Source organism: Sphingobacterium sp. UBA5670 (assembly GCF_002420705.1).
Lineage (GTDB): Bacteria > Bacteroidota > Bacteroidia > Sphingobacteriales > Sphingobacteriaceae > Sphingobacterium.
The window spans coordinates 234,589-248,343 of record NZ_DIIM01000013.1 but is presented as its reverse complement, the minus strand read 5'-3'; the positions used below and the strand labels follow the sequence as shown (position 1 = coordinate 248,343).

12 protein-coding genes are annotated in these 13,755 nt (G+C 37.5%); 3 read left to right on the top strand and 9 right to left on the bottom strand.

The window, feature by feature from the left end; translation table 11 throughout:
- Positions 1 to 61: 61 nt before the first annotated feature.
- Entirely contained in the window at positions 62 to 310 is a 249-nt protein-coding gene (locus B3C94_RS11900; protein WP_209578846.1) for a type B 50S ribosomal protein L31, read from the bottom strand.
- Positions 311 to 537: 227 nt separating this feature from the next.
- Here B3C94_RS11900 and B3C94_RS11895 point away from each other — a divergent pair, with 227 nt between their 5' ends.
- Positions 538 to 876, top strand: coding sequence for a DUF2853 family protein (locus B3C94_RS11895; protein ID WP_046671775.1), 339 nt, complete (start codon positions 538 to 540; stop codon positions 874 to 876).
- 24 nt (positions 877 to 900) lie between these two features.
- On the opposite strand, the gene B3C94_RS11890 is transcribed toward B3C94_RS11895, so the two are convergent.
- On the bottom strand, positions 901 to 1,545 hold the full coding sequence (locus tag B3C94_RS11890) for a carbohydrate-binding family 9-like protein (protein ID WP_293903871.1): 645 nt from the start codon (positions 1,543 to 1,545) through the stop codon (positions 901 to 903).
- 81 nt (positions 1,546 to 1,626) lie between these two features.
- On the bottom strand, positions 1,627 to 2,733 hold the full coding sequence (locus B3C94_RS11885) for a phosphotransferase enzyme family protein (protein WP_293903869.1): 1,107 nt from the start codon (positions 2,731 to 2,733) through the stop codon (positions 1,627 to 1,629).
- Between the two features lie 230 nt (positions 2,734 to 2,963).
- On the opposite strand from B3C94_RS11885, the gene B3C94_RS11880 reads away from it, so the two are divergent.
- Entirely contained in the window at positions 2,964 to 4,310 is a 1,347-nt protein-coding gene (locus B3C94_RS11880; RefSeq protein ID WP_293903867.1) for a Gfo/Idh/MocA family protein, read from the top strand.
- 145 nt (positions 4,311 to 4,455) lie between these two features.
- On the top strand, positions 4,456 to 5,748 hold the full coding sequence (locus B3C94_RS11875) for a hemolysin family protein (protein ID WP_293903865.1): 1,293 nt from the start codon (positions 4,456 to 4,458) through the stop codon (positions 5,746 to 5,748).
- A gap of 100 nt (positions 5,749 to 5,848) precedes the next feature.
- Here B3C94_RS11875 and B3C94_RS11870 read toward each other — a convergent pair whose 3' ends face one another.
- From B3C94_RS11870 to B3C94_RS11845, 6 genes are all read right to left on the bottom strand, one after another.
- On the bottom strand, positions 5,849 to 7,438 hold the full coding sequence (locus B3C94_RS11870) for a peptide MFS transporter (protein ID WP_293903863.1): 1,590 nt from the start codon (positions 7,436 to 7,438) through the stop codon (positions 5,849 to 5,851).
- A gap of 83 nt (positions 7,439 to 7,521) precedes the next feature.
- A complete protein-coding gene (locus B3C94_RS11865; RefSeq protein WP_293903861.1) occupies positions 7,522 to 9,096 on the bottom strand; it encodes a peptide MFS transporter in 1,575 nt (524 codons plus the stop codon).
- Between the two features lie 279 nt (positions 9,097 to 9,375).
- On the bottom strand, positions 9,376 to 10,266 hold the full coding sequence (locus B3C94_RS11860; RefSeq protein WP_293903859.1) for a TIM barrel protein: 891 nt from the start codon (positions 10,264 to 10,266) through the stop codon (positions 9,376 to 9,378).
- A gap of 22 nt (positions 10,267 to 10,288) precedes the next feature.
- Positions 10,289 to 11,017 carry a (Fe-S)-binding protein gene (locus B3C94_RS11855; protein WP_293903857.1) on the bottom strand — a complete coding sequence of 243 codons (729 nt, stop codon included), beginning with the start codon at positions 11,015 to 11,017 and terminating at the stop codon, positions 10,289 to 10,291.
- A gap of 20 nt (positions 11,018 to 11,037) precedes the next feature.
- A complete protein-coding gene (locus B3C94_RS11850) occupies positions 11,038 to 12,336 on the bottom strand; it encodes an MFS transporter (protein ID WP_293903855.1) in 1,299 nt (432 codons plus the stop codon).
- 10 nt (positions 12,337 to 12,346) lie between these two features.
- Positions 12,347 to 13,666, bottom strand: a complete 1,320-nt coding sequence (locus tag B3C94_RS11845) for a D-alanyl-D-alanine carboxypeptidase (RefSeq protein ID WP_293903853.1) — start codon at positions 13,664 to 13,666, stop codon at positions 12,347 to 12,349.
- Between the last annotated feature and the right edge of the window lie 89 nt (positions 13,667 to 13,755).

Genomic DNA, 13,755 nt, shown 5'->3' with positions numbered 1-13,755 from the left:
AAAAACCCGACAAATCCTATTTATCGAGTTCTTAATATTGTAATATACAGATCTGCTACAATTATTTTTTGTTGTAACGGCTACGGAATTTGTCGATACGACCAGCAGTATCAACCAATTTCATTTTACCTGTATAAAAAGGGTGTGATGTATGAGAAATCTCCAATTTTACAACTGGATATTCATTACCGTCTTCCCATGTAATAGTTTCTTTAGTATCAACACAAGATTTTGTAATAAAAGCATAGTCATTTGACATATCTTTAAATACAACTAATCTGTAATTTGAAGGATGCAAATCTTTTTTCATTATTATTATGATTACGTATATTCAATTATTGAGGTGCAAAGATAACTTATAAAAATGTAACTTACAACAATTACGAAGAATAATTAGTTGAATTTTTCCACATTTTAGTTAACGGCACTTATCAAGCTCACAAATGTAACAATCTTTATCCTTACACAAAGAATAATTTTGTTTATCGACTTTTTTACCTAACTTAACTTACTACAATTAAATCACTTACATACATTATGAGCAAATTAGATGAAAAAATTGCTGCATATGTTGCAGAATCAAAAAAGCTAGGCTTATCATTAGATGAAGCATTTATTGCAAAAGTAACAAAAGGAATAGGACCTTCCATTTACAATGCAGACTCTGAGACGATCGCTGCTTCAGATCCCGAAGAACTTAATCGCGTCAAACAAAATTTTCTGATCAAAAAACTGGGACTAAAAGATGGCCCCGATTTAGACAAAGCATTGGAGGAGGTTATTACTGCTATTGGTAAATCCAATAAAAATAAATACCGTGTATTAGTCTATGCACTATTGGCAAAAAAATTCAAAAAAGAATCTGTTTATCAATAAGCATCAACTGTTTTAATCCAACTCCTAACCAAAGACCATTTCTCCAAAAAATTGGGGGAGATGAAAATTAGGAGTTGGATTTTCTATTTTATTCCATGATATAAAATGCGGTTGTTTAAGAAGATCACCACATTTGTAAAAATTACCATGGATTAGTCTCCCTTTCAGATCGGCAAGATCGTCAAATTTAAATACCGAAAGCGGAATGACCTCAATCATACTCCATCGTTTATCGCCACCATGACGTGCTATTAAAGAGAAAGTACGAACCTTTTCTATCTCAGCAATATCCAATCGATTTCTAGAGGACTTCTCGGCCGGACCATAGCCAATCAAACCTGTTCCGATTAAATTAAACTCAAGATTGTAATAATGTTTACAGCCATCAAACGAAATAAAAAACTCCACACAGCTATCTTCCCACACGTTTTGATTGGTTTCAGAATATTGACCACGCAGTTGTTCTTCAACGACATCATATTGTAATACAAGACACTCTTGGGTATAGCCAATTTTAAATTGCACCTCGGGTTTATACGGGAAAGATTCACTCCAGTTATTAAACTCCAGCGAGTGTGATTCGAGATTCCCCATGAGCTTTGATAGGGAATTATAATCGAGTGTATCGGTCAGCTCCGCTGCGATAGGCAAAATGGTTAGTTTTTTCATTCAAATATATTTTTGTACAGAAAAAAAGAAGCTTCATCTACTTGATGGAAGCTTCTCAATAGGATTAAAGGTATAAAATTGTTAAATACAATCGAAAACTACCTTCCGCATAAATGCTTCATTCTTCTCCATCTCTTCAACCAATTTCAACTGTGTATTTGTACGTACTAGATTATGGTCTTCATATTTGGTTTTATAATAATGATCACCCTCTAAATAATCTGTTAAGAAGCGTACACCTTGCATATATGGTAATAAGAAAGCGCCATCTACTAATGTTTCTTTTTCTAAAGTTGTCAAAAAGTCATTAGCTTCTTCCAAATAACCTTCCGCATATGCCTTATATAGAGCGAGATTTAAGATGATTTTTGAAACATCCTTCTCATCTTCGGCAACAGGGTTAATAATCGTCCGGATAGCATCCCCAAAGTCGTACGCCACATACCCGGGCATAACTGTATCTAAGTCGATTACACATTGCATCTTATCGTGACGATCCAAGAGCACATTATTGAATTTTGTATCATTATGTGTTATACGTAAAGGGAGATCACCTTTATTTCCCAATGCAAGTATGGTTTTCATACGATCTTCACGAGTAAAGATAAAATCCAATTTATCCTTTATAGATTCGACACGGCGACAGATATCTTTAGCAATTGCCTTACGAAGATTTTCAAGTCGAAACTCTATATTATGAAAGTTGGGAAGTACTTCTACGATCAATGACGCATCTAAATCCGATAGTTGCTTTTGAAACAGACCAAAAGCACGACCACCTTCAGCGGCTTGCACTTCGGTCTCCACAATATCATAGCTTTTGGTATCCTCTATGAGGATAAACATCCGCCAATAATTACCCTGACTATCCTTTATATATAATTTTCCTTCTTTAGTAGGAACAATTGTCAACACATGATCGCTGATTCGCTTTCCTTCAGCAACTTTAACTTTCTTACTAAGATGCCTGGTGACAATCTCGATGTTATGCATCAATCCATCCACGTTAGGAAAAACATGGTGATTAATACGTTGTAATAAATGCGATATACCGCTATTTATGGTAGTAACTACACGATAAGTATCATTGATATGACCAGAACCAAATGGTTGCACTGAAATGATATCTCCTTCTAATGTAAATTGTTTTGCTGCGTTCTCTACTACTAATTGGTTAAAATCAGACATTAAACTATGTTTTTTAAATCATCAATGTGCTTGCAATATCACAAATTGAATTAATAAATGATAATTTTTATTTCAATCAAACGTTTGCATGAAATTTAATAAAATTAAGCAAACGTTTGCACTTTCATTTATCCCAAATGAAATAATATATTTGTTAATAGTAGCCAGTCTCAAGGACTGTTTTCAAACAAGTAAATAACTAATATACAAACTCCTCATATCTCAAAACAATGGATAGAAGAAATTTCATAAAATCGACTGCCATCACGACAGCTGGAATCGGTGTCCTTTCAAGTACAGACTTATTTGCCCAAACAAATGGAAAAATAAAAATCGGTTTTATCGGCGTGGGTCTTAGAGGACGTAATCACGTTCAAATTGCCCTCAACAGAGATGATTTAGAAATTGTCGCTGTCTGTGACACTCAAGAAGAATCGCTAGCACAATGCCGTAAACAATTCAATGCAAAAGGCACCAAACTTCCAAAAGAGTATACTGGTGGTGTTGATGCTTACAAAAAGATGTTAAGCAATGAAAAATTAGATGCTGTTATTATTGCAACGCCTTGGCAATTCCACAAAAACCAAGCTATCGATGCAATGAAAGCTGGACTATACGTAGGTTGCGAGGTTATTGCAGGTCTGACGTTACAAGATCACTGGGATATTGTGAAAGTATCCGAAGAAACTGGAAAGCCTTACATGACCCTAGAAAATGTCGCATTCCGTCGTGATGTACTTGCGGTATTGAATATGCACAGACAAGGACTATTTGGTGAATTGTTGCACCTGGAAGGCGGTTATCAGCACGATTTACGCGAGGTATTATTCAATGACGGAAAAGCCTATTATGGCCATGGCGTTGAATATGGTCCTAAAGCGATTTCTGAAGCACAATGGCGTACACAGTTCAATATCGACCAAGATGGTGACCTATATCCTACGCACGGTTTAGGCCCAATCATGCAATTTGCAGATATCAACAAGGGCAACAGATTCACACATATCACTTCTTACTCAAGTAAGGCACGTGGATTGGCAGCCTATGTAAATAAAGTTTCCCCAGGGCATCCCAATGGTAAGATCAATTACAAAAATGGTGATATCACACAAACAATGTTACAATGTGCAAATGGCGAAACCATGTTGTTAACCCATGATACGCACTTACCGAGACCTTACTCTATCGGTTTCCGTGTACAAGGAACAGATGGTATTTGGATGGATGTTGCCAAAGGTATTCACATCGAGGGTAAATCCAAACCACACACTTGGGATTCTGCAGACGAATGGGTAAAGAAATATGATCACCCAATCTGGCAAAAATACGAAGAGGTAGCAAACGGTTCTGGCCACGGTGGCATGGACTGGTTTGTATTCAATGCGTTCATTCAAGCAGTAAAACAAAAGGTACAGACACCAATTGACGTCTATGATTCAGTAACTATGAGTGCTGTATTCCCATTATCTACCGAGTCTATTGCAAAAGGAAATAAAACGTTGGAATTCCCTGATTTCACAAAAGGAAAATGGAAAACCAAGAAAAATACTTTTATGTTAGATGACAGTGGAATGTAATTGAAAAAACATTCTTATTATTATAAAAGCCGTATTGAAAGATATACGGCTTTTTTTATAAATGCTTAACATAGTCATAATAATCCTACTTTTTAGCCGGTCTTTTCCGTAAATTAGCCCTAGCAAACAACTTTTTCAACTCATTATGCTTACTGAAGCAATTATTATTTTAGTACTGATTATTCTAAACGGAATATTATCGGCATCAGAAATATCCATCGTATCCAGCAGAAAGGCAAGATTACAGGCTGAAAGCGATAAAAACAATGCAGCCGCTAAAATCGCCCTCAACCTGAAAGAATCGCCCAACAGCTTTCTATCCACTGTACAAATAGGCATTACCCTTATCGGTATCCTGACTGGATTTTTTTCCGGTGGTAGTATTTCATCTTATCTAGTCGAAATTTTTAATAAATCCAGCATTATAGCACCATATAGCGAACAGCTCGCTGTAATCATCGTTGTCTTTATCATTACCTACTTTTCTTTGGTCCTTGGTGAACTCGTCCCTAAACGTATTGGTATGGCTATTCCAGAGAAATATGCCATGCTTATTGCTTATCCGATGAATTTGCTGAGCAAGATCGTTAGACCATTTGTTTGGCTACTCAGTATGTCAACAGAATTTATTGTCAAAATTCTAAATATCAAAAGCAATAGCAACAGTGTTACTGAAGAGGAAATAAAGGCACTTGTAGACGAAGGTGTTGATAGTGGAGTCATCGAAGGGATTGAACATGATATTGTCGACCGACTATTGAGTTTGGGAGACAAAAAAGCAGTCAACCTGATGACTCACCGCAAAAATATTGTTTTCCTGGACCTCGAAGATACTTTTGAGGAAAATAGAAAGATTATATTGGACAACGATCATTCTATATATCCTGTCTGTGAAGGTGGTCTTGACAATATTAAAGGGGTTGTTCATGTCAAATCATTACTCCGCCAATCTCTCCAAAACGAACCATTTGATCTAAGAGCACTTATGTTACCGATCAAGTTTGTTAATGAGTTCAGTTCCTCCTATAGTATTATGAATACCTTGCGCACATCCAGTATACATCAGGCGGTTGTCATTGACGAATATGGCTCACCTCAGGGGATTATTACTTTGCGGGATATCGTTGGTGACCTTGTCGGTAACATCACAGAAAGCGACCTAAGTGCTCGTCCAACAATACGTCGATTAGAAAACGGTGATTATGTTGTCGACGGACAGTATCAGATCGAGGACCTACTGGATGAATTTGAAATCGGTCTATCTGAAGAAGATGAAGATGAGATCAACAATGTGACCACCGTCGGAGGTTTGGTATTTTTAAGATTGGACCATGTCCCCGAAGAGGGTGAGCGTGTACGATTTAAAAACCTCATTTTTGAAGTACTCGATATGGATGGACACCGCATCGATAAACTACTTTTAAAAGTCGAAGAATAGCGCATTAATATGCTTTAATGTAACAACACTGACTAAGCATAAGAAAGAAGGGCTGATCATATGATCAGCCCTTCTTTCTTATGAAAAGTATCAAATTTTGCTAATTGATACCGTGCATCATTTTTTTCAATATTGGGTTAAACACAATCAATAGCAGTGCGGTAACCCCAGGAACTATGGCAAATATCATAAAGAAATAAGACATTGAATGTTCTTCTGTAATTCTATCAATATAGGAGCCTAAAAATCCGCCAATAAAGTTAGCAATCGCCGAAGCACAGAACCAGCAACCGAAAAGAAGTCCCAAAAATTTCTTTGGAGAAAGTTTACTGACGTAAGACAAGCCAACAGGTGACAGACAAAGCTCGCCCGCCGAGTGGAAAAAATAAGCGATTACAAGCCAAATCATGCTAACAGACGCTGTTTTCGCCCCTTGCGGAACTTCGCTCGCCCCATAAGCCAATGCTGCAAATCCGATACCTACTAATATTAAACCTAGCGCAAACTTAACAGGTCCAGATGGATTCCATATTTTCTCCCAAAATTTACTGAACGACGATGCAAGTGAAATAATAAAAAATGCATTCAATATCTGAAACCAAGAGGCCCCAACTTCTGAACCGGTTATACCAATTTCCCTAAATACTTTCCATAAGCCCAAACACCAAATTATTCCGAACGAAACACCAGTAAATAAAATTGTCAATGGATATTGTTTATAGATCTTTCTAGCCAATGCTGTTAAAACAATCGTTACAATAACAATGGGCACAATGGTTAAAATAGTATCAATCCATTTAAATGTTACTGCTGAACTTCCAGACAACACTCTTTGCGTATAATCTTTAGCAAAGATTGACATTGAGCCTCCAGCTTGTTCAAAAGATAGAAAGAACACCACACTAGCCAACATAAATATGGTGACAACAATTAATCTATCACGGACAACATGCGCAGGAATAACCTCCTCCTCTTCTTCATGGTTTTTAATTTTTTTCTCATGATAAGCCTGAAGTTCTTTCGGTGAATCCCCGATGATTCCGAATATCTTTTGTCCAAAATAAAACTGCAACATACCGAAAAACATAAATACTCCGGCAAGCCCAAAGCCATAATGCCAGCCTATCTTTTCACCGATGTAACCACATAGAAGCATACCTAAGAATGAACCTGCATTGATCCCCATGTAGAATATCGTATAACCGGCATCCTTTTTAGAACTTTGATCTGGGTAAAGATTGCCCACCATAGAAGAAATATTGGGTTTAAACATCCCATTACCCAAAATCATCAAAACAAGACCAAGATAAAAGAAGTTCGAATTTACTCCTTCAAATGCCATAGACAAATGCCCCAAAGTCATCACCAAAGCTCCGATCAAGATTGCCTTTTTAAAGCCCGTCAGCTTATCCGCAATCATTCCACCTATCAATGGTGTCAAATAGACAAAGCCAGTATACAAACCGTATAGTTTCATGGCCCGTTCGTTACTCCATTCCCATCCTCCATCAGCAATAGAACTTATTAAAAACAAGGTCAGCAATGCCCGCATACCATAGTAACTAAACCGCTCCCACATCTCCGTAAAGAATAGCACAAATAATCCGGCAGGATGTCCATTTACCATCTTGTCATCGATTCCCTGCTTAGCAAGATGCGCTACAAGAACTTGATCTTTTTCTTGATTCATATAATTTCAATAATTGTTTTATAACTCAGGTTTTGTTTTTATTTTGATAAAAATCGCTTGAAGATACACTATTTTTCTATGAATTAATCAATTCCATGCATTATCTTTTTTATTTTTTTATTACCTAGAATAAGAAATACCGCAGCTATCATCGGAATCACTGTAAACACAGCAAAGAAATAAGACATTGAATGAGATTCGGTAATCTTATCAATATATGACCCAATAAAGCCGCCTATAAAATTAGCAATGGCGTTGGCACAAAACCAAAAACCAAACAATAGTCCAAGGAATTTTTTTGGCGATAGCTTACTCACATACGATAGCCCAACCGGACCTATGCATAATTCGCCCACCGTATGAAAAAAGTACGCCAGCACCAACCAGATCATGCTAACAGAGGCCGTCTTTGCACCGGTAGGAATCTCTGAGCTTCCAATAGATAAGGCCGCAAAACCAACCCCAACCAATGTCAGTCCCATGGCAAATTTAATCGGACCAGAAGGATTCCATACTTTCTCCCATATTTTACTGAATGATGTTGCCAGCGTAATGATAAAGAATGAATTCAACATGGGAAACCAAGATACAGTAACTTCCGAATTCATACCATAATATTCCCGATAAACTTTCCAAAGACACAAAGACCAGATGATCACAAAAGAAATGCTCGAAAAAATTATAATCATAGGATATTTACGAATAATTTTCTTAGCCAAAACAAACAATACCCCAGTAATTACCACAATTGGCAACACCGTCAATGCAGCATCAAACCATTTAAATAAAATTGCCACTTCTCCACTTAAAACCCGCTGTGTATAATTTTTTGCAAAGATCGTCATAGAGCCGCCTGCCTGTTCAAAAGCTAAATGGAAAACGATACTCGACAACATAAAAATGGCAATGACCAGCAACCGGTCACGAACAATATACTTTGGATTTTCTTCTTGCCCCGCCGTAATCTCCTCCGTTTCCTCCTGCCTTTCTGGTGTATTTCCAATTTTTCCAAAGATCGGTTGTGCGAAATAGAATTGCAACATCCCCAAGAACATAAATATGCCCGCAAGTCCAAAACCGTAATGCCAGCCAATCTTTTCCCCAATATATCCGCACAACATCATACCCAAAAATGCTCCACCATTGATGCCCATATAGAAGATCGTATACCCTGAATCCTTTTTACCACCTTTATCAGGATATAATTTCCCAACCATGGAAGAAATATTTGGTTTAAACAAACCATTTCCCAAAACAATCAGTACCAAACCCGCCAAAAAGAAACTCTTATTAAGTCCCTCTAAAGCCATAGAAATATGCCCTAGGGTCATAATTATCGCGCCAACCATGATGGATTTCTTGTAACCGGTGAGTCGATCAGCAATAATTCCACCGAATAGCGGTGTTAAAAATACCATTCCGGTATACAAGCCATAGAGTTTCATTGCCTCCGAATTCGTCCAGCCCCAGCCCTGCTGTGCAATGGTAGAAACCAGAAAATTCACCAATAGCGCCCGCATACCATAATAGCTGAAACGCTCCCACATCTCAGTGAAGAATAATACAAACAAGCCCGCAGGATGCCCTTGTACCAATACATGCTCTGCTCCTACTTTTTTCAAATGGGTTTCAAGAACAGCATTTTTTTCAAAATTCATGTTTTTTTTAATAGTTGTTTTTCAAAATAAGGTAGCGCGATTTCCATTTATTGTTCTTTCATCAGCAAATGGAAAAATCTGATGCTCTTCATTACATAGAGAGGCTGTTCAATTATCTTCATCCCTATCGATCGGATAATGAAGACTAAAATAGGATTCTAACGAGTGAACTGCTCATTTAATACCGCTTCCGTACAAAGTAATATATAAACCAGCATCCCATACAAATAGTAAAGTTCTTTTCATCGACTGAAAAGAACCCTACCATTCTGTGTTATATTAAATCAATGGCCGCAAACGTTCCAATAATTTTTTAGTAGCAAAAATACCCTCTTCTTCACTCAGCTTACTTCCTTCGTATTCGATTCCCACATAGCCCTTGAATTTTGCTTTTTTAACAATCTTCAACATGCGCTCATAATCAATTTGCGTTTCATTACCATTAGCATCAAAATCGTGCGTTTTAGCACTTACACCATGTGCATAAGGCATCAGATCTGTTACACCTTGATAACGGTCATATTCATAAAAATTACCAAGATCCGGTAGACTGCCACAATACTTGCTCCCGACAGCTTTTAATGTACTGGCTAACCAGTCACCATGTGAAGAAATACCACCATGATTTTCTACGATAATACTGATTCCGGCCTTTTTACCGATATCAGATAATGTCGTTAAACTTTCGACAACACGTTTACTCACTTCCTCAGGCGTTCCTTTTCCAGCCGCGTTGACACGAATTGCATGACAACCTAAGAAATTAGCCGCAGAAATCCACTTATAATGGTTTTGTACCGCTTGTTTTCTCTTTGTCTCATCTTCATCACCGAGATTTCCCTCACCATCAATCATAATGAGCACATTACGAACACCATTATCTTTTGCACGCATATTTAGCTCGGTAAGGTAATTATTGTCATTAGCCTTGTCTTTAAAAAACTGATTTACATATTCAACACCATAGATGCCATATTTTTTTGCCGCTAATACAGGGAAATCCAAATTGTTCAAATCTCCTTTGAATAACGATTTATGCAATGACCATTCAGCTAGGGAAATGTCAAACCAATCTTTCTTTGCTGCTGCAAAACTCTCCATTGAAGGAGCTAACGCTATACCAGCAGATGCTAATGCAAGGTTTTTAAGAAAATCTCTTCTTGAATTCATGTGTTTAGATTTAATGTGTTATTTATATATTTCCCCAACCAGTAGTCAATACATCAACAAGGTGCATTGTCTGAATAGGTAATTTATGTTTATCGATATATGATTGCAGCTGCAGCAAACAAGATGAATCAGTTGAGATGATGTAATCTGCATTCAAATCAAGTGCATTACGCACTTTTTGCTCAGCCATTGCTGCTGATATTCCTTCGAATTTTACGGCAAAGCTTCCACCAAATCCACAGCATGTTTCACTATCTTTCACTTCCACCATTTCCAGTCCTAAAACCTTATCCAATAATTTCCGTGGCTCATCTTTAATTTTGCACTCACGTAAAGCCGAACAAGAATCATGGTATACCGCAACACCCTCCAATTCAGCTCCAAAATACTCTTTTTTCAGTACGTTTACTAAAAAATCAGAGATTTCCATCACTTGTTGCTGGATTTTATGACATTGATGAGAGTCCGCCGAATTTGCGAATAAATCATGATAACCATGCCTAACCATACCTGTACAAGATGCTGAAGGAGAGATAATCACATGATCTCCCGAGAAATCATCTAAAAACTTCCGTCCAACCTGTTTTGCATCATCCCAAAATCCAGCGTTATAAGCAGGCTGACCACAGCATGTCTGCTCGGGATTGTAGACGACCTCACAACCGACCTTTTCTAATAAACGAACCGTATTAAAGGCGGTCTCCGGATAAAGCTGATCTATAAAACAAGGAACAAAAAGTTCTACTTTCATATTTAATTTAATCAATAAAATTAAGATTTATTGGACACTAATATCCGCACCAAAAGTAACAATCCAATTACAAAAAATAAAGAAAGAACCAATGCAGAATACCGAATGTTATGTGTTACCTGTTCTATAAACCCGAATGAGAATAGTCCAATGACAATAGCGACCTTTTCAGTAACGTCATAAAAAGAAAAGAAAGCAGTCGTATCTTTGATATCTGTCGGGATTAGTTTCGAATAGGTTGAACGCGATAGTGACTGAATTCCACCCATGACTAAACCGACCAGTGCAGCGATGATATAAAACTGAAGTGGGGTTGCCAAATAGAAGGCCGAGATACAGATTCCTATCCAGATCATTACCACAACAATCAAAACCTTAATATTTCCAAAAAGCGTGGATAAATACGACATCAAAAATGCACCTAAGATCGCTACAAGCTGAATAAGAAGAATTGTAGCGATCAACCTTTCCGCACCTAGATGTAGTATTTTCTCCCCAAAAGAAGAGGCCACAATCATCAAGGTCTGAACCCCAATAGCATAAAAGAAAAAAGCCGGTAAAAACTGTTTGATTTCAGGAATTCCTTTGATCTTTTGAATCACATGCCCGAATTCATCCCGTACATTTTGCACAAAACTCTTACCGGTGTTATTCTCAGTCGCGTCGATTTTGGGTAAATATTTAAACGGAATCATTGAAAAGCCAAGCCACCATACCCCAACCATTAGAAACGATATACGAGCCGGCAATGAAGCATCTATAATACCAAACCATTCGGGTTTAAGCACCACTATAAAACAGAGGATCTGTAAAGTAACACAGCCGATATAACCGTAAGCAAAACCCTGCGCACTTACCTTATCTTGCTGATCGACAGTCGCCAATAACGGTAAATAAGAATTGTTAAACAAAACACCGCCAATATAACCCATCGCAGCAAGAACGAAACAGATAATACCTATTTCCAAAGTATCAAGTTTGAAGAAAAATAGACACATACATGCAACCGCTCCAACATAGGTGAAGAATTTCATTATCTGTTTCTTTTTTCCTTTTGCATCAGCGTACGAAGAAATAAAAGGCAAAGAGAAAGACATCAATAGATAGGCAAAGGCCAAAGAAAAGTTGGAAAGCGCGGTATTGACGACCTCTATCCCAAAGAAACTGACCACATCACCATGTTCTTTTGTCGTCGTAATTGCAGTATAATAAACAGGGAATATCGTGGAAGTAATAACAAGGTTGTAAGCAGAATTGGCCCAATCGAACATGGCCCAAGAACGAATCAATTTTTTATTGTTTTTTACAATTGCTTCCATTTAAATTGGCTTAATAAGTTTGACGAATATAAGTAATTATTTTAGCCATTTCTTTACGAATTGCACTTGCTCGATCATCTATATAATTATTGTTCATAAAAGAAAATGCCAAGCGTCGTCCTGTCCGTGTGATTAGATAACCACTTTGATTATAGACCGAAGTTATGGTGCCTGTTTTAGCAAAAACAAAAGGTTCACCGAGATCTTTGCTATAGGTACGTTTCAGAGTACCATCAACACCGCCAGCGGGGAAAAGCCGAAAGCGTTCCTTTTCATCAGGCAGTTTATTTTTCAAGAGCACCAATAGATCTACATTATTCTGCGGAGTCACCTTGTTATAGGACGACAGACCCGAACCATCAAAAATAGCGACCTCTGCCGAAAAATATTTATAAACGTTATTCTTCATCCAGTCCCGCACCAAATAAGTATCAAATTGACCAAATTGTTTCCACGAACACATCATCAAAAACTGTTCAGCAATAAAATTATCACTTGGCAACATCATTTCACGGATTAGATTTTTGGTACTGCCTGAATAGAGTATCTTGGTATTGTTTGGTTTTTGGTAAGACAATAAGGTCACAGATTTACCTAGACTATCCGACAATAATTTAATAAATAAGCTGTCGGAATAGATAAAGGGGACTTCATTGACATAGCCGCTCGGAACGGGGCGTTTGGACATCCAAAAGGAATTGGCACGAAATGAGCGGGAAAGTTCGAAATCGCCGGACTTGGGCTCCGGCAAAAAGTCTAATGCATTTTGAAAGCTCGCTGGAGAGGTTACTAGATAATTGTAACCTTTTTGCCGAAAAGTGACCACATTGCCATAAATAGGAAATGTACTGATTTCAGGTTGATAGTAAGCTTCAAAATCTTCCATGGCCCAACCATGTGCAAAAAACTTATTTTTCATAGTCCCCGGTACGACAAAAATGCGTTTGTTTGTATTTTTCAAAAAGTTATATACCACTCGGGTATCTAATCTATTATGTAAAAATGTTGGATCACCTGTCCCCCAGATAAGTAGCGAATCTCCACGTTCCACATATTCCAATCCGGGTATTGAATCCCCCAACAGTTCTATTGCAGCATAGGTTGTATACATTTTTGTATTGGAAGCAGGTGTAAAATGCTTATTGCCATTCATGTCCATGACATATTTATTGGCGTTTAAATCATACAAGGAAAACCCGAAGAAATGATCGTTTAGTATCTTGGATTCCTGGAATAATCGATAAACATCGTCAAAACCCTGAGCTTTTGCGTTAAAAGTAACAGCCGGAATAAACCAGAGCAACAACAATACACTTAAAATTTTTTTCATCAGTTCAAACATACAAAAAACTGTAGGAACTCTTTTTCATCAACTGCCAAAATTCAGATACAAACTGTATCTAAAAAGAAACGGAGGGA